This window comes from Rhodococcus coprophilus NBRC 100603, from assembly GCF_001895045.1.
Classification (GTDB): Bacteria; Actinomycetota; Actinomycetes; order Mycobacteriales; family Mycobacteriaceae; genus Rhodococcus; species Rhodococcus coprophilus.
On sequence record NZ_BDAM01000003.1, the window covers coordinates 100,914 to 123,500 of the forward strand.

At 67.7% G+C, this 22,587-nt stretch carries 22 protein-coding genes; 10 read left to right on the plus strand and 12 right to left on the minus strand.

Annotated elements, in window-relative coordinates; translation table 11 throughout:
• The first annotated feature begins 35 nt into the window (after positions 1-35).
• Complete coding sequence (locus RDCOP1_RS06325) at positions 36-1,685, plus strand: MFS transporter (protein ID WP_072699272.1); 1,650 nt, start codon at positions 36-38, stop codon at positions 1,683-1,685.
• Here RDCOP1_RS06325 and RDCOP1_RS06330 read toward each other — a convergent pair.
• From RDCOP1_RS06330 to hrcA, 4 genes are all read right to left on the minus strand, one after another.
• On the minus strand, positions 1,622-2,371 hold the full coding sequence (locus RDCOP1_RS06330; RefSeq protein ID WP_072699273.1) for an alpha/beta hydrolase family protein: 750 nt from the start codon (positions 2,369-2,371) through the stop codon (positions 1,622-1,624). The genes RDCOP1_RS06325 and RDCOP1_RS06330 overlap by 64 nt on opposite strands.
• A gap of 10 nt (positions 2,372-2,381) precedes the next feature.
• A complete protein-coding gene (locus RDCOP1_RS06335) occupies positions 2,382-3,140 on the minus strand; it encodes a 16S rRNA (uracil(1498)-N(3))-methyltransferase (protein ID WP_072699274.1) in 759 nt (252 codons plus the stop codon).
• A gap of 5 nt (positions 3,141-3,145) precedes the next feature.
• A complete protein-coding gene (gene dnaJ, locus RDCOP1_RS06340) occupies positions 3,146-4,300 on the minus strand; it encodes a molecular chaperone DnaJ (RefSeq protein WP_072699275.1) in 1,155 nt (384 codons plus the stop codon).
• 61 nt (positions 4,301-4,361) lie between these two features.
• Positions 4,362-5,402, minus strand: a complete 1,041-nt coding sequence (hrcA, locus tag RDCOP1_RS06345; protein WP_072699637.1) for a heat-inducible transcriptional repressor HrcA — start codon at positions 5,400-5,402, stop codon at positions 4,362-4,364.
• A gap of 161 nt (positions 5,403-5,563) precedes the next feature.
• On the opposite strand from hrcA, the gene RDCOP1_RS06350 reads away from it, so the two are divergent.
• On the plus strand, positions 5,564-6,001 hold the full coding sequence (locus RDCOP1_RS06350; RefSeq protein WP_084722463.1) for a type II toxin-antitoxin system VapB family antitoxin: 438 nt from the start codon (positions 5,564-5,566) through the stop codon (positions 5,999-6,001).
• 22 nt (positions 6,002-6,023) lie between these two features.
• On the opposite strand, the gene hemW is transcribed toward RDCOP1_RS06350, so the two are convergent.
• Positions 6,024-7,286, minus strand: a complete 1,263-nt coding sequence (gene hemW / locus RDCOP1_RS06355) for a radical SAM family heme chaperone HemW (RefSeq protein WP_084722465.1) — start codon at positions 7,284-7,286, stop codon at positions 6,024-6,026.
• Positions 7,287-7,640: 354 nt separating this feature from the next.
• On the opposite strand from hemW, the gene RDCOP1_RS06360 reads away from it, so the two are divergent.
• From RDCOP1_RS06360 to RDCOP1_RS06390, 7 genes are all read left to right on the plus strand, one after another.
• Positions 7,641-9,359, plus strand: coding sequence for a nitrite/sulfite reductase (locus RDCOP1_RS06360; protein ID WP_072699276.1), 1,719 nt, complete (start codon positions 7,641-7,643; stop codon positions 9,357-9,359).
• Between the two features lie 29 nt (positions 9,360-9,388).
• On the plus strand, positions 9,389-10,117 hold the full coding sequence (locus RDCOP1_RS06365) for a phosphoadenylyl-sulfate reductase (RefSeq protein WP_072699639.1): 729 nt from the start codon (positions 9,389-9,391) through the stop codon (positions 10,115-10,117).
• Positions 10,114-11,058: a sulfate adenylyltransferase subunit CysD gene (cysD, locus tag RDCOP1_RS06370; RefSeq protein WP_072699277.1), complete on the plus strand. Its 945-nt coding sequence runs from the start codon at positions 10,114-10,116 to the stop codon at positions 11,056-11,058. The genes RDCOP1_RS06365 and cysD overlap by 4 nt, the downstream gene beginning before the upstream one ends.
• Positions 11,059-11,060: 2 nt before the next feature.
• Entirely contained in the window at positions 11,061-12,395 is a 1,335-nt protein-coding gene (locus RDCOP1_RS06375; RefSeq protein ID WP_072699278.1) for a sulfate adenylyltransferase subunit 1, read from the plus strand.
• Positions 12,392-13,135 carry a sirohydrochlorin chelatase gene (locus RDCOP1_RS06380; protein WP_072699279.1) on the plus strand — a complete coding sequence of 248 codons (744 nt, stop codon included), beginning with the start codon at positions 12,392-12,394 and terminating at the stop codon, positions 13,133-13,135. The genes RDCOP1_RS06375 and RDCOP1_RS06380 overlap by 4 nt, the downstream gene beginning before the upstream one ends.
• Positions 13,136-13,287: 152 nt before the next feature.
• Positions 13,288-14,178: a polyphosphate kinase 2 gene (gene ppk2, locus RDCOP1_RS06385; protein ID WP_072699280.1), complete on the plus strand. Its 891-nt coding sequence runs from the start codon at positions 13,288-13,290 to the stop codon at positions 14,176-14,178.
• Positions 14,179-14,263: 85 nt separating this feature from the next.
• Complete coding sequence (locus tag RDCOP1_RS06390) at positions 14,264-15,166, plus strand: universal stress protein (RefSeq protein WP_072699281.1); 903 nt, start codon at positions 14,264-14,266, stop codon at positions 15,164-15,166.
• Here the strand turns inward: RDCOP1_RS06390 and RDCOP1_RS06395 are convergent.
• The 6 genes from RDCOP1_RS06395 to RDCOP1_RS06415 form a co-directional block, all read right to left on the minus strand.
• Positions 15,159-16,166 carry a sulfate/molybdate ABC transporter ATP-binding protein gene (locus RDCOP1_RS06395; protein WP_072699282.1) on the minus strand — a complete coding sequence of 336 codons (1,008 nt, stop codon included), beginning with the start codon at positions 16,164-16,166 and terminating at the stop codon, positions 15,159-15,161. The two genes, RDCOP1_RS06390 and RDCOP1_RS06395, sit on opposite strands and share 8 nt — an antisense overlap.
• A complete protein-coding gene (gene cysW / locus RDCOP1_RS06400; RefSeq protein WP_072699283.1) occupies positions 16,163-16,972 on the minus strand; it encodes a sulfate ABC transporter permease subunit CysW in 810 nt (269 codons plus the stop codon). Before cysW ends, RDCOP1_RS06395 begins: the two co-directional genes overlap by 4 nt.
• Positions 16,969-17,763: a sulfate ABC transporter permease subunit CysT gene (cysT, locus tag RDCOP1_RS06405; protein WP_371836808.1), complete on the minus strand. Its 795-nt coding sequence runs from the start codon at positions 17,761-17,763 to the stop codon at positions 16,969-16,971. Before cysT ends, cysW begins: the two co-directional genes overlap by 4 nt.
• 90 nt (positions 17,764-17,853) lie before the next feature.
• Positions 17,854-18,882 (minus strand): sulfate ABC transporter substrate-binding protein, encoded by a 1,029-nt coding sequence (locus RDCOP1_RS06410; protein ID WP_072699285.1) that lies wholly within the window; start codon positions 18,880-18,882, stop codon positions 17,854-17,856.
• A gap of 177 nt (positions 18,883-19,059) precedes the next feature.
• Positions 19,060-19,152, minus strand: coding sequence for an Ms4533A family Cys-rich leader peptide (locus RDCOP1_RS21975; RefSeq protein ID WP_358474415.1), 93 nt, complete (start codon positions 19,150-19,152; stop codon positions 19,060-19,062).
• 145 nt (positions 19,153-19,297) lie between these two features.
• Positions 19,298-19,504 (minus strand): hypothetical protein, encoded by a 207-nt coding sequence (locus tag RDCOP1_RS06415; RefSeq protein ID WP_072699286.1) that lies wholly within the window; start codon positions 19,502-19,504, stop codon positions 19,298-19,300.
• An 89-nt stretch (positions 19,505-19,593) separates the two neighbouring features.
• Here RDCOP1_RS06415 and RDCOP1_RS06420 point away from each other — a divergent pair, with 89 nt between their 5' ends.
• Complete coding sequence (locus RDCOP1_RS06420; RefSeq protein ID WP_072699287.1) at positions 19,594-21,531, plus strand: glycoside hydrolase family 15 protein; 1,938 nt, start codon at positions 19,594-19,596, stop codon at positions 21,529-21,531.
• Between the two features lie 97 nt (positions 21,532-21,628).
• Here RDCOP1_RS06420 and RDCOP1_RS06425 read toward each other — a convergent pair whose 3' ends face one another.
• Positions 21,629-22,561: an NAD(P)H-dependent flavin oxidoreductase gene (locus tag RDCOP1_RS06425; RefSeq protein WP_072699640.1), complete on the minus strand. Its 933-nt coding sequence runs from the start codon at positions 22,559-22,561 to the stop codon at positions 21,629-21,631.
• Between the last annotated feature and the right edge of the window lie 26 nt (positions 22,562-22,587).

A 22,587-nucleotide genomic window follows, 5' to 3' on the forward strand; every position in this document is an offset into this window, starting at 1 on the left:
GTGCGTCCAGGGGGCGCCGTACGCAGGAGGAAACCATGTCCGCACCCGCCGCCGGGATCGGTCCGGCACTCGGAGCCGAGGCTCCCTACCGCCTGCGCTGGGCGGGTCTCGCCGTGCTGTGCCTGAGCCTGCTCATCGTGGTCATGGCCAACACCGCCCTGATCGTCGCGGCACCGAGCATGTTGCGGGATCTGCAACTCACCAGCACCGACATGCAGTGGGTCATCGACGGCTACACCGTCCCCTACGCAGCACTCATGCTGTTGTGCGGCGTCCTCGGCGACCGCTTCGGCCGGCGACGCGCCCTGCTCACCGGCCTGGCGGTGTTCGCGGCGGGAGCCGTGTACGGCAGCCTCGCCGACTCGGCGGTCGACGTGATCGCCGCACGACTGGTCATGGGGGTCGGGGCGGCGGTCATCATGCCTGCGACGCTCTCGCTTCTGGTCGCTATGTTCCCGAGTCACGAACGCGCCCGCGCGATCGCCGCCTGGGCCGCGACCTCGGGACTCGCGATCGCACTCGGCCCGATGCTGGCGGGCTGGCTCCTCGAGTCGCACGCGTGGGGTTCGACATTCCTCATCAACGTTCCGATCGCCGCCGCGGCCGCGATCGCAGCCCTTGCGCTCGTCCCGGCGTCGCGCGCCGAGGGCCTCGACCGCACCGACTGGATCGGCGGCGCGTTGTCGGTCGTCGCAGTGGGTGGTCTCGTCTACGCCATCATCGAAGGCGCCCACTTCGGCCTGCACGGCACCGCGCTGGTCGCTCTTCTCGCGGCTGTCGTCGCCGCCGTCGTTTTCGTGGCGTGGGAACTCCGGCATCCGCGACCGCTTCTCGACCTGCGCCGCGTGCGCGACCGCACGGTCGGGGGCGCGACCGTCTCCGTCCTGCTGCTCTTCTTCGCGACCTTCGGCGCGATCTACTTCGTCGCGCAGCAGTTCCAGTTCGTCTTCGGATACGGACCTCTCGAGACCGGATTTCGACTGCTCCCCCTTGCCGTAGCGGTCTCGCTGGGCGCGGCGCTGAGCAGCCGGGTCGCGCCCCGTCTCGGCACACGCGTCGCCGTCGGCGGCGGCATGCTCGTCGCCGCCGCAGGTGTCCTCACTCTGACGGTGCTCGATCCCGCGTCGGGCTACTCCCCGTTCCTCGCCTCGTTGCTGCTCCTCGGATTCGGAATCGGGATCGCCACACCGCCGGCGACCGACCTCATCATGGACGGCTTCCCGGATTCGGAACTCGGTGCCGCGGGCGGTCTCAACGACACCGCCGTCGAGTTCGGCGGATCGCTGGGGATCGCACTGCTCGGATCCGTCCTCGCCACGTCGTACCACCGCGACATCGCAGGGTTCCTCGACGGTCTGCCGCTGAACCAGGTCACAGGCTCGATGGCGGAACGCGCCGCCGAAGCGGTGCAAGCTGCCGGGGACTCCGTCGGCGGTGCGGCCATAGTCGCAGAGGAACTGGCGAAGAACCCGTTCACCTCCTCGTACACCGAACCGTTGCTCGAGGCATCGGGATCGGCTTTCTCCCAGGCGATCTCGACCGGCAGCCTCGTCAGCGGTGTCATCCTCACCCTGGGAGCGGCCGTGGTGATCGCACTCCTGCCGCGTAAGGCCGGGCCGAGTCAGGCCGTCAGCAACTCCTGCGACACCGCCCACGACCGGGACCTCTTGTCCAGAAACGCGTAGTGATCCTCGCCGTCGACGATGTGCAGCGACACGTCGTCACCCGCCTCGCGGGCGGCCCGCTCGTAGCGTTTCGCCACCGACACCGGAACCTGAGCGTCCTCGCTGCCGTGCACGACGGCCACGGGCACACCGATCGGCACGCAGTGCATCGGCGACGCGGACCGATACAGGGCGGGATCCTCGTCGTAGGGAAATCCGAAAAGGTCCTCGATGTAGTCGATCCGGCGTCCGCGCTCCCCCGCCGACGCCAGGTCGAGCGCACCGGCCTGCACGACCACCAGTTCCGGCCGCGGATCGACGGGCTGCGCTGCGAGCCACACGGCGAGCTGGCCTCCGGCCGAATGCCCGACGATGCGTATCCGGTCGAGGTCCACTGCGACGCCGGACTTTTCGGCACATTCGGCCACCGAATCGGGGATGGCGCGATACGCGGCGAGAAGGTCGGCGGACATCTCCGGCCACCGCCCTCCGGCACCGATCCTGCGGTACTCGACGTTCCACGCGACCACCCCGCGGCGCGCCAGATCCTGGGCGATCGGTGTGCCGAGATTGAGCCGGTACCGGCCGTTCCAGTATCCGCCGTGCACCACCATCACCACGGGCACGGCGTCTGCTCCGCTCTCGGGGAGGTAGAGATGGCCGAACTGTTCCGGTCCGGGGCCGTAGGGGATTCTCGTGCGGGACATACCGAAAACGCTAGTGCAGTGGCTGATCGTTCCAGCGACCGGTGAGGACGCCGATGGCACCGAGCGCGACCGCCGCCGCTGTCGACGTGCGCAGGACGGTCGGGCCCAGCGAGACCGCGACTGCGCCCGCCTCGATCAGCGCATCGACTTCGGTGTCGCCGAGTCCGCCTTCGGGCCCGACCACCAGGATCACCTCGTCCGCCCCGCGCAGAGGAAGTTCCGCGAACGGTGTGGTCGCCGATTCGTGCAGGACCGCGACGACGCCGCCGCGGGCGGTCGTGTCGCGGACCCGGTCGAGTACGTCCGAGGTCCGGTGCAATGTGTCCACCTGAGGCACGTAGGCGCGACGGGACTGCTTCGCCGCGGCCACGGCGACGGCCTGCCACCGCGCGACGCCCTTGTCCGCCTTTGCATCCCACCGTGCGACGCACCGCTTCGACTGCCACGGAACGATCGCGTCGACCCCGGCTTCCGTCGCAAGCTCGACGGCAAGTTCCGAGCGATCCGATTTCGGCAACGCCTGCACGACCGTCACAGCCGGCTTCGGTGCGGGCACCGTGCGCCGTGCGAGCACAACCGCTTCGAGCCGGTCCTTGGCCGCCGCGGTGACCTCGACCTCAGCGACGCCGCCGCGACCGTCGGAGAGCACCAGGGGCTCTCCGACGGAAATGCGGCGGACTGTCGCAGCGTGCCGGCCCTCCTTGCCGTCGAGCACAGCGGTGTCACCGGGCTCGGGCAGCGGATCGAGATAGAACAGCGTGGCGGCCACGGCGGCTAGCGGGCGCTGAACGCGTCGCGCAGACGGGAGAACAACCCGCCGGAGTGCTGCGAACCGTTGGTCACCACTTCGGCGTGGTCACGCTCGGTGAGCCTGCGCAACTCTTCGAGGAGTTTGGTCTGCTTGCCGTCGAGCTTGGACGGCACGACCACCTCGAGGTGCGCGTGCAGGTCGCCGCGCGTGCCCGACCGCAGTTTCGGCATTCCGTGCCCGCGCAGCACCGTGACGGAACCGGGTTGGGTTCCCGCGTCGACCGCGATCTCGGTGGGTCCGTCGAGGATAGTCTCGAGCGTCACCGAGGTACCGAGCGCCGCGTCGACCATCGGCACGCGAACGGTGCAGTGCAGATCGTCGCCGTCGCGCACGAACACCTCGTGCTGCTGTTCGATCACCTCGACGTACAGGTCTCCCGCCGGGCCGCCACCGGGGCCCACTTCGCCCTGAGCCGCGAGACGGATACGCATGCCGTTGCCGACGCCCGCCGGCACCTTGACGGTGATCTCGCGGCGCGCCCGGACCCGCCCGTCGCCACCGCACTTACGGCACGGGTCGGGGATGGTCTCACCCACCCCGCGGCAGGTCGGGCAGGGCCGCGAGGTCATGACCTGGCCGAGGAAGGACCGCTGCACCGACTGGACTTCACCGGCGCCGCCACACGTCTCGCATCGGACGGGCTTCGAGTCGCCGTGGGTACCGGATCCGGTGCACTCGTCGCACAGGATGGCCGTGTCGACAGTGACGCTCTTCGTGACGCCGCGCGCGCACTCCTCGAGGGTCAGGCGGGTACGCAGCAGGGAATCGGCACCGGGCTGCACGCGGCCGCGCGGTCCACGGCTGCCGCCGGCACCGCCGCCGAAGAACGCCTCGAACACGTCGCCCAGGCCGCCGCCGAAGCCCGCGCCGCCGAAGCCGCCTCCTCCGCCGCCACCACCCGCAGCGAGGGGGTCGCCGCCGAGGTCCACGATCCGCCGCTTCTCCGGGTCCGACAGCACTTCGTACGCCGCCGAGATCTCCTGGAACCGCACCTGTGCGGTTTCGGAGGGGTTCACATCTGGGTGGTGTTCCCGCGCCAACTTGCGGTACGCCCGTTTGATCTCCTGGTCGGTCGCGTCTTTGGACACGCCGAGCGTCCCGTAGTAATCCCGTGCCACGTTGAGTTCTCGTCCTTACTTCTCTACACAGATGTGAACAATGTCCGGCGTCGAACCCTGCTCAGCGTTCGCCGAGTACTTCGCCGATATATCTCGCGACGGTCGCGACCGACGCGATGGTTCCCGGATAATCCATCCGGGTGGGTCCGAGCACACCGAGCCCGCCGAACACCGTGCCCGCCGCACCGTATCCGGTGGACACGACCGACGTGCTCCGCATCTCCTCGACCTGAGTTTCCTCGCCGATCCGGACGGTCACCCGGCCCGCGTCCTGGCTGGCAGCAAGCAGCTTGAGCACCACGACCTGCTCCTCGAGAGCCTCGAGGACGGTCCGCAACGACCCTGGCACACCGTGCCCTTCGAAGTCGGCGGCGTTCCGGGTGAGATTGACGGTGCCGCCCAGCACGAGCCGTTCCTCCGGGTGCTCGACGAGGGTCTCCACCAGGGTGGTGGCGCACCGGATCACCGCGTCGCGCAGATCCTCGGGCGCGTCGTCGGCCAGTTCGGTCACCGCGATCGACGCGGCGGCGAGCCTCTTGCCCGCCAATGCGTTACCGAGCAGATCGCGCAGTCGCGCGAGATCTTCGTCGCTGATGACGTCCCCGAGTTCCACGATGCGCTGATCGACCCGGCCGGAGTCGGTGATCAGAACGAGGAGCAACCGCGCCGGGGTCAGCGCGACGACTTCGAGATGCCGCACCGATGACGCGGACAGCGTGGGGTACTGCACGATCGCCACCTGCCGGGTCAGCTGCGCCAGCAGACGTACCCCGCGCCGCAGCACGTCGTCGAGATCGACTCCGGATTCGAGGAACTGCAGGATCGCGCGCCGTTCCGCCGCGGAGAGCGGCTTGACCTCGGCGATGCGGTCGACGAACTGGCGGTACCCCTTGTCGGTCGGGACCCGGCCCGAACTCGTATGCGTCTGAGTGATGTACCCCTCCGCTTCCAGTACGGCCATGTCGTTGCGCACCGTCGCGCTGGACACACCGAGATTGTGGCGGTCGACAAGCCTCTTCGAGCCGATGGGCTCCTTGGTGGACACATAATCCGCCACGATCGCGCGCAAGACCTGAAATCGTCGTTCCTCGGTGCTCGACAACCCGCCCACCTCCGTTTCCGCATGTGCGTGCTACATCTCGTACCGGACCAGTCTAATCGTGTCCGAAATGTGCTGGAGCCTCCCACACCGGCAGGCCTGTAGTCCGGGTCACAGTGGCCGCCGCCTGGAGGCGTGGGCGCGGTCACCCGTACTGTGTGCGCATGATTTTCAAGGGTGTCCGGGACGGGAAGCCGTACCCCGATCACGGGTTGTCGCTGCGCGACTGGGCGAGAATCCCGCCGCGGCAGGTGCGTCTCGACGAGATCGTCACGACGACCAAGGTTCTCGAACTCGACAGGCTGTTGTCCGAGGACTCCACCTTCTACGGCGATCTGTTTCCCCACGCAGTGCAGTGGCAGGGCGTGCTCTATCTCGAGGACGGACTGCACCGTGCGGTGCGTTCGGCGCTGCGCAACCGCCCCGTCCTGCACGCCCGCGTCTTCGACTACGACGCGCTTGCACTCCCACCGGATGCGGAGGCCGAACGTCCCGCCTCCGGCAAACTTCCCCCGGCGGGTGAGCCTCCCGCGTCGGAACCGTTCCCTCCGCCCGATGCATCGGCGGGCCGTCACCGGAGCGACGAGGTCGACCCCGGATGACCCCGCCGGCGCCGAACCGCGCTCAGCGGTCGGCGCCGAGCAGGATGGTGCGGACCACGCCGTCGGCGAGAAGCCGCCCGCGGTCGGTGAGGATCAGGTGGTCGCCGGAGACTTCCGCGAGTCCGTCGGCCACCACCGAGTCGGCGGCTGCGCGCTCCCCCTCGTCGAGGACTTCGAGCGGCAACCCGGTCCGCAACCGGACCGCAAGCATCACCACTTCGGTGTGGACGTCCTCTGTGGTCAGGCGCTCGCTTCCACCGACGGGAAGCCGTCCCTCGGCAAGGACACCCGCGTACCGCGCCGGATGCTTGACGTTCCACCAGCGGGTCCCGCCGACGTGACTGTGCGCGCCGGGACCCGCGCCCCACCAGTCGCCGCCGTCCCAGTAGCCGAGGTTGTGGGCGCAGCGCGCCGAAGGGTCCTCCGCCGCAGCCCAATTCGACACCTCGTACCAGGTCATCCCCGCGTCCCGGAGACGCGCGTCGATCCGCTCGTACCGCGCGGCGAGGACGTCGTCGTCGGGCGCGGGGAGTTCACCCCGTCGTACCCGGCGTGCCAGGGCGGTGCCGTCCTCGACGATGAGTGCGTAGGCCGAGACGTGATCGACGCCCGCGTCGAGCACCGCATCGAGCGATGCCTCGAGGTCGGAGTCCCGTTCTCCCGGTGTGCCGTAGATGAGGTCGAGGTTGACATGACCGAACCCTGCGGCGCGGGCCTCGCGGGCCGCCGCCACGGGCCGGCCCGGGGTGTGGGTCCGGTCGAGTACGGCCAGCACGTGCGACGCAGCCGACTGCATCCCGAGCGACACACGGGTGTACCCCGCCGCACGGATGCGGTCGAAGAACTCGGGCGAGGTCGATTCCGGGTTCGATTCGGTGGTCACTTCCGCGCCCGGGGCTAGGCCGAAGGACTCCCGGACGGCGCCGAGCACATCGGCCAGGCCGTCCGCGCCGAGCAGCGAGGGCGTACCGCCGCCGACGAAGACCGTCTGCGCGGGCGGCGCGCCCCGGCCGGCGGCGTCGAGCATCTCCGCACCGGCGGCGAGTTCTCTGCGCAACCCCTCGAGCCACGAAGCCGGTGACGCGGCACTGCCGAGTTCACCGGCCGTGTAGGTGTTGAAGTCGCAGTAGCCGCAGCGCGTCGCGCAGAAGGGGACATGGATGTAGACCCCGAACGGCCGGGTGCCGACTCCGTCGAGGGCTTCGGGAGACAGCACGAAGCCGCCTTCGGCATCGGCGACACCGACTTTTCCAGCGGCGCGTTCACCGATTTCCGTCGTACTCACCCCTCCAGTGTCCCAGACACGCGCAGGCCCGCGACCACGGCCGGGGCGCCTACCTCGACATTTCCCCCGATTTCGGTGGAAATGGCCTCAGCGTTTCGGAATCGGCCCGATGACATGGCACAATTGGCGACATGACCGGACCCGGAGTGCGACTCGTGGCTCGACGCCACGTCGACCTCAAGCGTGTCTGTGCGTCTGTCTGTCTGCCTTGCGCCGCCTGTTTCTGCGCCGACTGTCTGTAGTCGGCACCACCCGGCAATCCCCCTGATCCCGCCGGGTCGAGGCGCGCTCGCACGAGGAACAGCCCCCTCCTGCGTACTCGGCCCGGTCAACGCAAAATCCAGGAGACCCCGCATGACGTCGTCCACCGACGCCACTCCCACCGACGGTTCCGCGTCCTCACCCCGGCGTGCGGGGCGGCCACCCCAACGCCGCGCCGAAGGCCAGTGGGCTCTCGGCTACCGCGAACCCCTCAACGCCAACGAGCAGACCAAGAAGGACGACAACCCACTCAACGTCCGGCGCCGGATCGAGGAGATCTACGCGCACCAGGGCTTCGACAGCATCGACAAGTCCGACCTGCGCGGCCGGTTCCGCTGGTGGGGCCTGTACACGCAGCGCGAACAGGGCTACGACGGGACGTTCACCGGCGACGAGAACCTCGATCTGCTCGAGGCGAAGTACTTCATGATGCGGGTGCGCTGCGACGGCGGCGCCCTCAGTGCCGCCCAACTTCGCACCGTCGGTGAACTGTCCACCGAGTTCGCCCGCGACACCGCAGACCTGTCGGACCGGGAGAACGTCCAGTACCACTGGATCGAGGTCGAGAACGTTCCCGAGATCTGGCGTCGCCTCGAGGCAGTCGGACTGCAGACCACCGAGGCGTGCGGTGACTGCCCCCGCGTCGTACTCGGTTCGCCGCTCGCCGGGGAGTCGCTCGACGAGATCATCGACGGCACACCGGCGATCGACGAGATCGTCCGCCGCTACATCGGCGACCCCAAGTACTCGAACCTGCCGCGTAAGTTCAAGACCGCGATCTCCGGCCAGCAGGACGTCGTGCACGAGATCAACGATGTCGCGTTCGTCGGCGTCGAACATCCCGAGCACGGGCCCGGTTTCGATCTGTGGGTGGGCGGTGGCCTGTCCACCAACCCGATGCTCGCCCAGCGCGTCGGCGCCTGGATTCCGCGCGACGAGGTTCCGGACGTGTGGGAAGCGGTCGTCTCCGTCTTCCGCGACTACGGCTACCGTCGCCTGCGGGCGAAGGCGCGCCTGAAGTTCCTGATCAAGGATTGGGGCATCGAGAAGTTCCGCGAGGTCCTCGAACAGGAGTACCTGAAGCGTCCGCTGATCGACGGTCCCGCGCCCGAGAAGCCGGCCAGGCCGATCGACCACATCGGCGTGCAGAAGATTCGCAACGACCTCAACGCCGTCGGCTTCTCCCCGATCGCGGGACGGGTGTCGGGCACGGTCCTGACGAAGGTCGCGGACGCCGCCGAACGAATCGGTTCGGACCGTATCCGGTTCACCCCGTACCAGAAGCTGGTGATCCTCGACGTCGCCGACGACAAGGTCGAGGAGCTGATCGCCGAACTCGAGCCCCTCGGGTTGCGTGCACGGCCGTCGCACTGGCGCCGCAACCTGCTCGCGTGCAGCGGCATCGAGTTCTGCAAGCTCTCGTTCGTGGAAACGCGCAAGCGTTCCCAGGCACTCGCGCCGGAACTCGAACAGCGTCTCGCCGATATCAACGCCGACCTGGACGTGCCGATCACGATCAACATCAACGGCTGCCCGAACTCCTGCGGGCGTTCACAGATCGCGGACATCGGATTCAAGGGCATGCTCGTCGACGACGGCGACGGGAACCAGGTCGAGGGTTTCCAGGTCCATCTCGGCGGCAGCCTCGGGCTGGACTCCGCCTTCGGCCGGAAGTTGCGGCAGCACAAGGTGACCAGCGAGGAACTCGGCGACTACATCGAGCGCGTCGTGCGCAACTTCTTGAAGCACCGCGGTGAGGGCGAACGCTTCGCGCAGTGGGCCCTGCGCGCAGAAGAAGCCGATCTGCGATGACCGACACCACCGGAGAGCGGACGAGACAGATGACAATCGAGACCGCGACAGCCGACGAACTGCGCGCAATTGCCGCGCGGGGAGCGGAAGAACTGGCAGACGCATCCGCGCAGGAACTCCTGCGATGGACCGACGAGACGTTCGGGGCTCCCACCGAGGGAGCGCGCAGCGGATACATCGTCGCCTCCAACATGCAGGACGGCGCACTGGTCCACCTGGCGGCGCAGCAGCGCCCCGGTGTCGATGTGCTGTTCCTCGACACCGGTTACCACTTCGCCGAGACTCTCGGGACCCGCGACGCGGTGGAGCAGGTGTACGGCGTGAACGTCGTCAACGCCCGGGCAGCAGCCACGGTTGCCGAGCAGGACGCGCTGCTCGGCAAGGACCTGTTCTCGCGGGATCCCAACGAATGCTGCCGCCTGCGCAAGGTCGTGCCGCTGACCGAGTCCCTGCGGGGTTACCGCGCGTGGGTCACGGGCATCCGCCGGGTCGAGGCACCCACCCGGGCGAACGCCCCGCTGATCTCCTTCGACGAGGGCTTCGGTCTCGTGAAGATCAACCCGATCGCCGCGTGGTCCGACGAGGACATGCAGAACTACATCGACGAGCACGGAATCCTGGTCAACCCGCTCGTCGACGAGGGTTACCCGTCCATCGGGTGCGCCCCTTGCACGACCAAACCACTTCCCGGGTCCGATCCGCGCAGCGGACGCTGGGCCGGCCGAGCCAAGACCGAATGCGGGTTGCACGCCTCATGACACTCACCGATTCCAATCCCACAACTGCACGGAACAAGCTGGACGGCAGCAAGTTCGACACTCTCGACGCCCTCGAATCCGAAGCGATCCACGTCTTCCGCGAGGTGGCCGGCGAGTTCGAACGGCCCGTGATCCTGTTCTCCGGCGGCAAGGACTCCACCGTCCTCCTGCACCTGGCGATCAAGGCGTTCTGGCCCGCGCCGCTGCCGTTCGCGCTGCTGCACGTCGACACCGGCCACAATCTGCCCGAGGTGCTCGAGTTCCGCGACCGGATCGTGGAGAAGTACAACCTCCGCCTGCACGTCGCCAGTGTGGAGGACTACATCGCCGACGGACGTCTCACCGAGCGGCCCGACGGGATCCGCAATCCGCTGCAGACCGTCCCACTGCTCGACGCGATCACCGAGAACCGCTTCGACGCGGTCTTCGGCGGTGGCCGTCGTGACGAGGAACGCTCGCGCGCCAAGGAACGGATCTTCTCGCTGCGCAATGCGTTCGGCCAGTGGGATCCGAAGCGGCAGCGCCCCGAGCTGTGGAATCTGTACAACGGGCGTCACTCCCCAGGTGAGCACGTCCGGGTGTTCCCGTTGAGCAACTTCACCGAACTCGACATCTGGCGCTACATCGCCCGCGAGGACATCGAACTCGCGAGCATCTACTACGCGCACCAGCGTCCGGTCTACCGGCGAGACGGCATGTGGATGACCCCCGGAGTGTGGGGCGGCCCTGCCGACGGTGAGTCCCTCGAAACCCGCTCGGTGCGGTACCGCACCGTCGGCGACGGCTCCACCACCGGCGCGATCCTGTCCGACGCGGTCACCAACGAGGACATCCTCGACGAGGTGGCCGCCTCTCGGCTGACCGAGCGCGGCGCCACCCGTGGTGACGACCGTGTGTCCGAAGCGGCCATGGAAGACCGCAAGCGAGAGGGCTACTTCTGATCATGAGCGACAACCACGAGCAAGGCGCGCAGAGCCGGTCCCAGCTGCTGCGCCTCGCCACCGCAGGCAGCGTCGACGACGGGAAATCGACCCTCGTCGGCCGACTCCTGTACGACACCAAGTCGGTTCTCGCCGATCAGATCGACGCCGTGACACGGGCTTCGGTCGACAAGGGCCTCGACACCCCCGACCTGTCCCTGCTCGTCGACGGCCTGCGCGCCGAACGCGAGCAAGGCATCACCATCGACGTCGCCTATCGGTACTTCGCGACGCCCAAGCGCAGCTTCGTCCTCGCCGACACCCCCGGCCACGTCCAGTACACCCGCAACACGGTCTCCGGCGCGTCGACCGCACAACTGGTCGTGCTGCTCGTCGACGCCCGCAAAGGGGTCATCTCCCAGACCCGCAAGCACGCCGCGGTGCTCGCGCTGCTCGGTGTGCCGAAGCTGGTTCTCGCCGTCAACAAGATCGACCTGGTCGACAACCCCGCCGAGGTCTTCGCCCGGATCAGCGCAGAGTTCAACGAGCTGACGGGTTCGCTGGGCTGGTCTTCCGACGACGTCCAGGAGATCCCGGTCTCCGCATTGCACGGCGACAACATCGCGATCCGCAGCGAGAACACCCCGTACTACGACGGTCCGACCCTGATCGAGCATCTGGAGTCGGTGCCCGTCGACGCCGACGTGCACGGACGCCACGAAGTGGGCCTGCGTTTCGCCGTCCAGTACGTGATCCGGCCTCGCACCGCGGAGTACCCGGACTACCGCGGCTACGCGGGTCAGATCGCCGCCGGATCGGTCCGTCCCGGTGACGAGATCGTCGTCCTCCCGTCGGGTGTGCGATCGACGGTCGAGCGCATCGACACCGCCGACGGCGAACTCGACGTCGCGCACGCGGGGCGCTCGGTGACGCTCGTGCTCACCGACGACGTCGACATCTCCCGCGGCGACGTGATCGCCTCGCCCGGAGATGCTCCCGAACCGCTGTCCGAATTCGAGGCCACCGTGTGCTGGCTGGCCGAGAAGCCGTTGCGGGCCGGAGCGCGTCTGCTCCTCAAGCACGGCACGCGTACCACCCAGGCGATCGTCGGCACGCTCGAGGAACGGTTCGACGAGCAGGACCTCACGTCGGTCGACAACCCGGACTCCTTGGAGCTCAACGAGATCGCTCGTATCACGTTGCGCGTCGCCGAGCCGGTCGCCGCAGACGATTACAAGGTCAACCGGCGCAGCGGCAGCTTCCTGCTGATCGACCCGGCCGGTGGCAACACGCTCGCCGCCGGGCTGGTGGGCAACGGCCTGGCGGACATCGAACTCGGAGACCGCGTTCCCGCATGATCCCGTTGATCGCCGTCGCGCACGGCAGCCGCGACCCCCGCTCTGCGCGGGCCGTGGCTGCCGCGCTCGCGGTGCTGCGGACGGAGCACCCCGAATGGGATGTGCGCCTGGCATTCCTGGATCTGAACACCCCGTCGGTACCTCAGGTTCTCGACGCCGTCGCCGCCGACGGGCACCGCCGCGCGGTCGTCGTACCGTTGCTCCTCGGCAGCGCGTTCCACGCCCGCGTCGACCTGCCCGCGATCCTCGCCGACGCACGCACCCGCAATCCCCTGCTGGATGTGACATGCGCGGACATTCTCGGTGACGACGCGCGACTGGTCGCGGCCGCTCGCGACAGCATCGCGTCGACGGGTGTCGCACTGGACGACCCGTCCGTAGGGATCGCGTTCTGCGCCGTCGGTTCTCGCCGCGACGAGGCGAATACCGCCACCGCGCGCGTCGTTCCGCGCGTCACCGCCGGCACCGCATGGTCGGCCGTCGCCTGCTACGCCACGGCAGCCGGGCCCACTGCCGCGTCGGCGTCGGAACTGCTGGCCCGATCCGGGTGCAGCACCCTCGTGGTCGCCCCCTGGATGCTCGCTCCGGGACTTCTGTGGGACCGAGCGTGTGCCGCTGTCGTCGAGGCGCATCCCGACGCGCGCATCGCCCCCACCCTCACCACGCATGCCGCGGTCGGGCACGTCGTCGCGGAGCGATATCTCGCGGCGGTTCACCGCAACACCGTTCGCGCGGCCTGACACTCCCGCTGTCCCCTGACACTGCAACCCACCGACGGCAGGACAGCGACCCCGACCTCGTTCGCTGTCCACGCGCTCACTTTTGTCCTATACAGGTACGTGTTCGATCGAACACGAACGACCTCGGGCTCGGATCACTTCAGGGAGCGCACGTGCAGAACGAGTTACGCCGCTACATCGACCGTCTCCGCGCCGAGGGATTCTCCGTGCGCGACGATCACGGCGAAGACCCCGACCTGATCGACATCGAGGGCAAGGCCGTGAACACGTGGCGCAAGAACTACCCGTACGACAAGCGCATGGATCGGGCGACCTACGAGGTCGAGAAGTACCTGCTGCAGATCGAACTGCTCAAGTTCCAGGCATGGTCGAAGGACAACGGCTCGAAGCACGTCATCGTCTTCGAGGGCCGTGACGCCGCCGGCAAGGGCGGCACGATCAAACGCTTCCAGGAGTACATCAACGTCCGGAACGCCCGGGTGGTCGCGCTGAACAAGCCGTCCGACCGCGAGCAGGGTCAGTGGTATTTCCAGCGGTACATCAGGCACTTCCCCACTGCCGGCGAACTGGTCATGTTCGACCGCTCCTGGTACAACCGGGCCGGTGTCGAGCGTGTCATGGGCTTCTGCACCGACGAGGAGTACGAACAGTTCGTCACGCAGGTCCCGATGTTCGAACAATTGGTCGTCGAGTCCGGCATCTCGCTGACGAAGTTCTGGTTCTCCGTCACGCGGGACGAACAGCGCACGCGATTCGCGATTCGTCAGCTCGACCCGGTGCGGCGCTGGAAATTGTCCGAAATGGACCTCGAATCACTCGAGCGCTGGGAGGAATACACAGCGGCGAAGGAAGAGATGTTCCTGCGTACCGACACCGACCTCACCCCGTGGACCACCATCAAATCGAACGACAAGAAGCGCGCGCGGATCAACGCGATGCGCTTCTTCCTGAATCAGTTCGAATACGACGACAAGGACACACAGGTGGTCTTCCCCGCCGACCCGAACATCGTGCAACGCGGAAAGGACGCCGTCGGCGACTGAGTCTCCGATCCGACGCGATACCGCCGATCCGTTGCTCCATCCGTGCGCCCTGCTCCAAACTGGAGAAGACAGGGAGCGAGGTCCCATGAGCACAGGAACACCGGGGGGCGGAATCTTAGTGGGCATCGACGGCTCCGACAGCGCCGTCGACGCAGCCAGATGGGCCGCAGTCGTCGCGCGTCGGCTCGGAGAACCGCTCCGGCTCGTCCACGCCCACTCCGGCGGACCCGGCGACGCCGACGAACCCACTCGCGCCGTACTCGACAATGCCGAAGCCGCAATCCTGGAAGAAGCAGCGGCAGTCGACGCGGCCGCGCCTCGGGAACCCACGGCCGGGAACGAGCTCACGGCGGAGTTGGCTGTCGAGAAGAAGGCGGTGTCGGGCCGGCCCGCCAACGCCCTGTCCGATCTGTCCGCGTCGGCACGGATGCTCGTGCTCGGGCACACCACCACCAGCGAACTTCAATCCATGTTCCGCAGGTCCGACGTCGTCTACGTCGCCAATCATGCGGTCTGCCCGGTCGTCTCGTGGCGCAGCGAGCAAGGGTTCCGGCCACCGGACGGCCGTCCGATCGTGGTGGGCGTCGACGGTACGCAGCTGAGCTCCGCGGCGATCGGGGAAGGCTATCGTCTCGCCGCGGCACTCGAGGCACCGCTAGTCGCCGTACACACCTGGGTGGAACACTCCACGATCACCTACGGCGAAGATTCCCGCTTCACCGACTGGACGGACTTCGCCGCGTTCCGGAAAGCCAGGATGGTGGAGTCGATGGCCGACTGGGCGTCGGACTTTCCCGACGTGGAGGTCGAGCACCGGGTCGAACGCGGCAAACCCGACATCGTGCTGCTCGAACATTCGGCCCACGCACAACTGATCGTCGTCGGCAGCCACGGCCGCAGCGCCCAATCATCCGCCATCCTCGGTTCCACCAGTCAGGGCCTGATCCACCACAGCTTCTGTCCGGTGGCGATCTGCCGCGCTAGGTGACGGGGACCGCGGCCGTCAGCTGCGGGGCGGTCGTGGCACGGGCGTAGACGGTCTCTCCCGGCGCCAGCCCGAGAGCGTGCGCGTCGCCGCGCGTGACCTGCGCGGAGAAGGACTCCCCGGTCGCCTCGTTCCGCAATTCGACGCGCACCTCGAAGCCGAGGCGCACGACGCGTTCGACCGTGGCGCGGGTGATGCCCAGGGTCTCGGCCGTTCCCTCGTTCTGAGCCAGTGCCAGCTCCGGTTGCCGTCCCAGCCGGATGTCGTGGGGTCGCACGAGTTGCCCGTTGAGCTTGGACACGGTGCCGAGGAAGGACATCACGAAGGTGTTGGCCGGACGGTCGTACAGCTCCTCCGGCGTCCCTACCTGCTCGATTCGACCCGCGTTCATCACCGCGATCCGGTCGGCGACGTCGAGCGCCTCCTCCTGGTCGTGCGTGACCAGCACCGTCGTGACGTGAACCTCGTCGTGCAGTCGCCGCAGCCAGGTGCGCAGGTCGGTGCGCACCTTCGCGTCGAGCGCGCCGAACGGCTCGTCGAGCAGCAGCACGCGCGGATCCACCGCGAGCGCCCGCGCCAGTGCCATGCGCTGACGCTGACCGCCCGACAGTTGCGCCGGGTACCGGGTCTGGAATCCGTCCAGCCCGACGATCTCGAGCAGTTCGTCGACTTTCTTCTGTATTTCCGGCTTGGGCCGCTTCCGGATCTTGAGCCCGAACGCGACGTTCTCCCGCACCGTCATGTGCTTGAAGGCTGCGTAGTGCTGAAAGACGAATCCGATGTCGCGCTTCTGCGGCGTCACGGTCGTCACGTCCTCACCCGCGATGTGGACGGTGCCCTCGTCCAGCGATTCGAGGCCGGCGATGGAGCGCAACAGGGTCGACTTGCCGGAGCCGGACGGTCCGAGCAGCGCGGTGAGCGATCCCGACGGGATTTCGAGGCTCACGTCGTCGAGTGCCGCGAAGCTGCCGTAGTTCTTGCGTGCCGAGGTGACGGTGATCATTCTTCGGTGCTCCTCTTGCGGTCGAGAAGGGTCATCAACAGCAGAACGATCACCGCGATGGCCATCAGCAGGGTCGCGGCGCTGTATGCGCCGAAAGTGTTGTGGTCGTCGATGTACCGGGCGTGGACGAGGAGGGTGAGCGTCTGCGACACCCCGGGAAAGCCCGACGAAACCATGATGACGGCGCCGAACTCGCCGAGCGCGCGGGCCACGGTCAGCACCACGCCGTAGGTCAGTCCCCAGCGGATCGCGGGCAGGGTGATCCGCCAGAAGGTCTGCCAACTGTCGGCACCGAGGGTCGCGGCAGCCTGCTCCTGTTCCTCACCGATCTCGTACAGCACCGGTTCGACCTCGCGGACGACGAACGGCAGCGTCACGAAGATCGTCGCGATCACCATGCCGGGGAGTCCGAAGATCACCTTGAAGCCGAGGGATTCGACGGCACCGAACCAGCCGTTCGCGCCCCAGAGCATGATCAGCGCGACGCCCACCACGATGGGTGAGACCGCGAAGGGCAGGTCGACGACGGACTGCAGGAGTCGCCGGCCGGGAAACCGGCCACGGACCAGAGCCAGCGCGACCACGATGCCGAACACCACGTTGACGGGGACGACGATCGCGACGATCAGCAGCGACAAGTTCAGTGCGGAGATGGCCGCCGGGGTGCTGATCGATTCGGCGAATGCGCCGATCCCGTTCTCGAACGTGCGGTACAGAATCACGCCGATCGGCACGAGCAGCAGGACGAACAGGTATCCGAGCGCGACGGTGCGCAGCGAGATCTTGACGGGAAGCGACACGTTCACCGGTCGTCCTCCTGTCTGCGCAGGCCCCGGCTCGCGACCCAGCGGAGCACGAACAGGGCGACGAAAGCGATGAGCAGCAACACCACCGACACGGCCGCGGCGTTGACGGGCCGGTCGATCTCGATCTGCTGCTGGATGTACTGGGACGCGACCTGCGTCTGGTACGGAATGTTGCCGCCGATGAGCACGATCGAGCCGTACTCACCGATCGCGCGTGCGAACGCCAACCCCGTGCCGCCGAGAATCGCCGGTGCCAGGACCGGCAGGACCACGGTGCGGAAGATCGTGAAGTTGCTCGCCCCCAGCGATGCGGCGGCTTCCTCCACTTCCCGGTCGACCTCGATGAGCACCGGTTGTACGGCCCTGACCACGAACGGGAGGGTGACGAACGCCAGGGCGACGACGAGGCCGGGCTGTGTCGCGTTCAGTTGCAGTCCGATAGGGCTCTGCGGTCCGTAGAGCGACAGCAGGACGATGCTCGCGACGATCGTCGGGAGAGCGAAGGGCAGGTCGATCAGCGCGTTGACGACCTTCTTGCCGGGAAACTCGTCGCGGACGAGGACCCAGGCGATGATCGTGCCCATCACGGCGTTGATCGCGGCGACGACGATCGAGACGCCGACGGTCACGCGGAGGGTGGCCAGGGCCGCCGGGGCGGTGACCGCATCCCAGAACCCTCCGAACCCGTCCGACAACGAGTGTGTGGCGAGCGCGGCGAGGGGCAACAGAACGATCAGGCTCAACCACAGTGTGGCCACGCCGATTCCGAGGGGCCCGACGGTGCCGGTGATCCGTGCTCTGCGCGTGCGACGGCGGGACGCCGGGGCGGGAGGCGGGGCTCCCGTCCCGGCGGTCTGCTCTGAAATGCTCAAGACGACGCTCTACTTCGTGGCGTTGTCGTAGGCGAGCGCGATGGTGCCGGACCCGTCGGCGAACAGTTCCTCGTCGACCGTGTCCCAGCCACCGAGATCGGCGACGGTCCAGAGCTTGGCCGGCTCCGGGAACTCGTCGGCGAATTCTGCTGCCACGGCGGGATCGACGGGCCGGAAGCCGGCTTCGGCCCACAGGCGCTGAGCTTCCTGGGTGTACAGGAAGTCGTCGAACGCCTGGGCGACCTCGGCGTTCGGCGAATTCTTCAGCACCGCAGCGGGATTCTCGATCTTGAAGGTGACCGGCGGAGTGACGTGCTCGACGGGGTCACCGTTGCGTTCGATGAAAAGCGCTTCGTTCTCGTAGCTGAGCAGAACGTCGCCGGTGCCCTGGAGGAACGTCTCGGTGGCTTCACGACCGGATTTCGGCTGCACCTTGACGTGATCGTCGACCAGCGCTGTGATGTAGTCGATTCCGGCCTGCGGGTCGGCGCCCCCGTTGCTGATGGCCGCGTACGGGGCGAGCAGATTCCACTTCGCGGAGCCGGAACTGAACGGGTTGGGCGTGACCACTTCGACGTCGGGACGCAGCAGATCGTCCCAGTCACGGATGTTCTTCGGGTTGCCTTCACGCACCACCATCGTGACGACCGACCCGAACGGCACTCCGCCGTAGGCGTTGTCGTTCCACGCCTCGTCGACGAGTCCGGCCTCGACGAGACGGGTGACGTCCGGTTCGACGGAGAAGTTCACGAAGTCGGCTGCGGCTCCGTCGCGCACCTTGCGCGACTGGTCTCCCGATGCGCCGTAAGACGGCTGGAACGCGACGTCCGTGCCCGCCTCGGTTTCCTGGAAGGCCGGGATGAGCAGGTCGAAACCGACCTTGGGCACTGCGTACGCGAAGAGGTTGACGGTGCCCGCCGAGCCGTCGTTGCCGCCGTCTGCGCCCACGACGTCGCTCGACCCTCCGCTGCACGCGGTCAGGGCGGTCACAGTCGCGGCGGCCACCGCGGCGACGAGCATTCTGGAACGGTTCTTCATGACACGAGCCTCCTGAGGGGCTGTTCGGTGAGGTGTGAAGAACGGATGACGGCAACGCGACACCCCCGCGCCACGAACCGTGGCGTGCCGGGGTGACGGAATCATCCGTGAGGGGTTACGAGGACGGGGAGCACGAACGGCTCCCGGTCGAATGGCCGGACCGAGTCGAAGGCAGGGTCAGCGACAACAGTGAATATCGGCAACCGAAGGCATACCTACAGCGATCAACGCCAGTTCATGGCGGATTCGAGGTAGCGTGGTCGCGGTCACCCGGCAGACTCTAGCAGAGCGCGCGGAGCACCCGAAAACCGACGTTTCGGGCGGAGAACCGGAGTGTCAGCGGGTCAGCAGCCACGCGACGACGACGAGCAGCAGCAGGGCGACCAGCGCCAGGGTCACGCGCGAGCGCGGCATGTCAGCAATCCTCCGGGTCCGGGGCAGGCGATACGGGTTCGCGTCGTCCGACCACCGCGAACGCGCCGGCGATCACACGGTCCAGCAGCCAGGCGACACCTCCGCACAACGGCACCAGTACGACCAGCACCAGCGCCGATTGCGGCACAAAGGACAGACCCGTGAGCCAGAGCTCGAATCCGTCCCACCACGATGCCACCCGATCCACTCTCCTCACCTTAGTGGCTGCGGCGAACTCGCCCGTACGCAGCCCGGCAATGCCGCCCGGACGGCTCGTTCCGGCGGGATCATAGAAAGATGTCTTGGTCACGACCTCTGCGGGTCGCAGCACTGCACGACAGTCCCCACCCGCCCATCGACGATTACGCGTTTCTTTCCGACTGTGAGACGACGTGCCTGGTGGCCCGCGACGGCACGGTGGAATGGATGTGCCTGCCGCGACCGGATTCGCCGAGTGTGTTCGGCGCTGTGCTCGACCGCAGCGCCGGCCGCTTCCGGCTCGCCCCACACAACCGCACCGTGCCGGCGGCGCGCCGCTACCTGCCCGGTGGGCTCATCCTCGAAACGACGTGGCAGACCGACACCGGCTGGATGGTCGTGCGCGACGCGCTGGTGATGGGACGCTGGTACGACGTCGACGAACGCTCACGCACGCATCGGCGCACCCCGTCGGACTGGCAGGCCGAACACGTTCTGTTGCGCACCGTGCGCTGTGTGAACGGCACGGTCGAACTGGACATGTCGTGCGAACCGGCCTTCGATTATCACCGGGGCGTCGCCGAGTGGCGTTACACCGGAAAGGTGTACGAGGAAGCCACGGCCATGGAGATCGCGGCGCCCGACGAGAACCCACAGTTGCGGCTGACCACCGACCTCCGACTCGGCATCGAGGGCCGTGAGGCACGCGCCCGCACCCGGCTGGAGAAGGGCGACTCGGTCTTCGTCGCCCTGTCCTGGTCGGAACTCACGCCACCGCGCACGTTCACCGAGGCGGTCGCGAAGATGACCAATACACAGGACTTCTGGCGGGAATGGATCACCACCGGCCGCTTCCCGGACCATCCGTGGCGCACCTATCTGCAGAGCAGTGCGGCGATCCTGAAGGGACTGACCTACGCCCCAACCGGAGCCCTGCTCGCCGCGCCGACCACTTCCTTACCGGAAACACCTGGTGGAGAGCGCAACTGGGATTACCGCTATGCCTGGGTTCGCGACTCGACCTTCGCCCTGTGGGGCTTGCACACGCTCGGCCTCGACCGTGAAGCCGACGACTTCTTCTCGTTCATCCTCGACGTCTCCCAGAACGCGGACGGCAGTGACCGCACACTCCAGGTCATGTACGGGGTGGGCGGGGAAAGTTCGCTTCCCGAGTCGACACTCGACCACCTGAGCGGATACGACGGCGCCAAGCCGTGCCGGATCGGCAACGACGCGTATCACCAACGCCAGCACGATATCTGGGGGACGCTTCTCGACTCGGTGTACCTGCACGTGCGCTCGCGGCGGCAGATCCCCGAATCGCTGTGGCCGATCCTGCGCAAGCAGGTCGACGAGGCGGTCACCCATTGGCGCGAACCGGACATGGGCATCTGGGAAGTGCGGGGCGAACCTCAGCACTTCACGTCGTCGAAGGTCATGTGCTGGGTGGCCCTGGACCGTGGCGCGAAGCTGGCCGACCTTCACGGCCGAGACAGCCATGCGCGGCGGTGGGCGGCGATCGCCGACGAGATCAAAGCCGATGTCCTCGAGCACGGAGTCGACGAAAGAGGCGTGTTCACACAGCGTTACGGCCATCCGTCTCTCGATGCCTCGACGCTCCTGATCCCGTTGCTGCGCTTCCTTCCCGCCGACGACCCGAGGGTCCGCGCGACCGTGCTCGCCGTCGCCGACGAACTGACCGACGACGGACTCGTGTTGCGCTACCGCGTCGAGACCACCGACGACGGACTCAACGGGAAGGAGGGAACCTTCACGATCTGTTCCTTCTGGCTGGTGTCGGCATTGGTGGAGATCGGCGAGGTGGAGCGCGCCGCAATGCTCTGCCATCGCCTGCTCGAGTACGCCAGCCCGCTGAAACTCTATGCGGAGGAGATCGATCCGGCGTCGGGCCGGCACCTCGGCAATTTCCCACAGGCCTTCACACATCTCGCGCAGATCAACGCCGTGGTGCATGTCGTCCGCGCCGAACACAAAGTGCAGACCGGGGAGTTCCGGCCCGGGCATCCGGCTTCCTGAGTGCAGCGGAAGGCGCTGTCGCACATACGGATCGGCTCTCCGAGTCGCAACAGTGCCGCACGACGGGGGCCGAACGCACGACAGGGAGCGTTCCGGGTCAGCGGAACCGCGACAGAAGGGCTTCCGCCTGCACGGCGATCTCACGGATCACGTCACCTGCGGGTCGCTCCGCCCGCACCGACCCGACGGCTTGCCCCGCATAGACCACGCCGATGTCGGGATCGTCGCCGGTGTAGGCCTCGGCGAGGATGTCCTCGGATTCGTCGCGGCCGTGCCACCGCTCGGTGAACGCGTTCACCAAGGCGCGTCCACCCCATCGCGACGGCCACGGCTGGTGCCTCGCCCTGTCGAACACGTCGGTGTACACGGTGTCGGCGCTCGTGGCGTCGACGATCTTGGTGCGCGCGTACACGGGGCCCACCGTTTCCGGGCTCGCCAGCAGCGCGGTCCCCACGAATGCTCCCTGCGCACCGGCGGCGAGTACCGCGGCCAATCCTCGTCCGGTGGCGATGCCGCCCGCGGCGAGCACCGGCAACGAAGTGGACTCGAGTACTTCCTGGAGCAGCGGCAACGTACCGACCCTGCCCGTGTGCCCGCCGGCCTCGTGCCCTTGCGCGACGACAGCGTCCACCCCTGCCGCCTCGACGACTCGCAGGTCGTCGAGCGTGTTGATCTGGGAAATCACCAGCGCGCCAGCCTCGTGGACGCGGTCGACGTACGGCGCCGGATCACCGAACGACAGCGCGACCACCTGGGGGCGGTGTTCGAGAACGGCGGCGAGCAGCGAGTCGTCGTCGGCCAGCGACCAGGTCATGAGCCCGAACCCCACCGGGCCGTCACCGATGTCGCGGGCCGTGCGGACCTCGGCTTCGAGCCATTCCGGGGTGTTGTACCGGGCCGCTCCGATAAGCCCGAGGCCACCGGCCCGGGTCACCTCCCCCGCGAGCACGCCGCCGGCACGACCACCCATCGGCGCACCCACCAGCGGGACGGAGATTCCGAGCGTTCGGGTCAGCCAGGTCTCGAACACTCGGGTCTCCTTCACGGCTTCGCCCG

What these genes read in the sequence shown, in the direction of transcription:
- RDCOP1_RS06325 (WP_072699272.1), top strand. Translation starts at nt 36, where the DNA reads ATGTCCGCACCCGCCGCCGGGATCGGTCCGGCACTCGGAGCCGAGGCT.
- RDCOP1_RS06330 (WP_072699273.1), bottom strand. Translation starts at nt 2,371, where the DNA reads ATGTCCCGCACGAGAATCCCCTACGGCCCCGGACCGGAACAGTTCGGC.
- RDCOP1_RS06350 (WP_084722463.1), top strand. Translation starts at nt 5,564, where the DNA reads ATGATTTTCAAGGGTGTCCGGGACGGGAAGCCGTACCCCGATCACGGG.
- RDCOP1_RS06360 (WP_072699276.1), top strand. Translation starts at nt 7,641, where the DNA reads ATGACGTCGTCCACCGACGCCACTCCCACCGACGGTTCCGCGTCCTCA.
- RDCOP1_RS06365 (WP_072699639.1), top strand. Translation starts at nt 9,389, where the DNA reads ATGACAATCGAGACCGCGACAGCCGACGAACTGCGCGCAATTGCCGCG.
- cysD (WP_072699277.1), top strand. Translation starts at nt 10,114, where the DNA reads ATGACACTCACCGATTCCAATCCCACAACTGCACGGAACAAGCTGGAC.
- RDCOP1_RS06375 (WP_072699278.1), top strand. Translation starts at nt 11,061, where the DNA reads ATGAGCGACAACCACGAGCAAGGCGCGCAGAGCCGGTCCCAGCTGCTG.
- RDCOP1_RS06380 (WP_072699279.1), top strand. Translation starts at nt 12,392, where the DNA reads ATGATCCCGTTGATCGCCGTCGCGCACGGCAGCCGCGACCCCCGCTCT.
- RDCOP1_RS06390 (WP_072699281.1), top strand. Translation starts at nt 14,264, where the DNA reads ATGAGCACAGGAACACCGGGGGGCGGAATCTTAGTGGGCATCGACGGC.
- RDCOP1_RS06395 (WP_072699282.1), bottom strand. Translation starts at nt 16,166, where the DNA reads ATGATCACCGTCACCTCGGCACGCAAGAACTACGGCAGCTTCGCGGCA.
- RDCOP1_RS06410 (WP_072699285.1), bottom strand. Translation starts at nt 18,882, where the DNA reads ATGAAGAACCGTTCCAGAATGCTCGTCGCCGCGGTGGCCGCCGCGACT.
- RDCOP1_RS06420 (WP_072699287.1), top strand. Translation starts at nt 19,594, where the DNA reads ATGTCTTGGTCACGACCTCTGCGGGTCGCAGCACTGCACGACAGTCCC.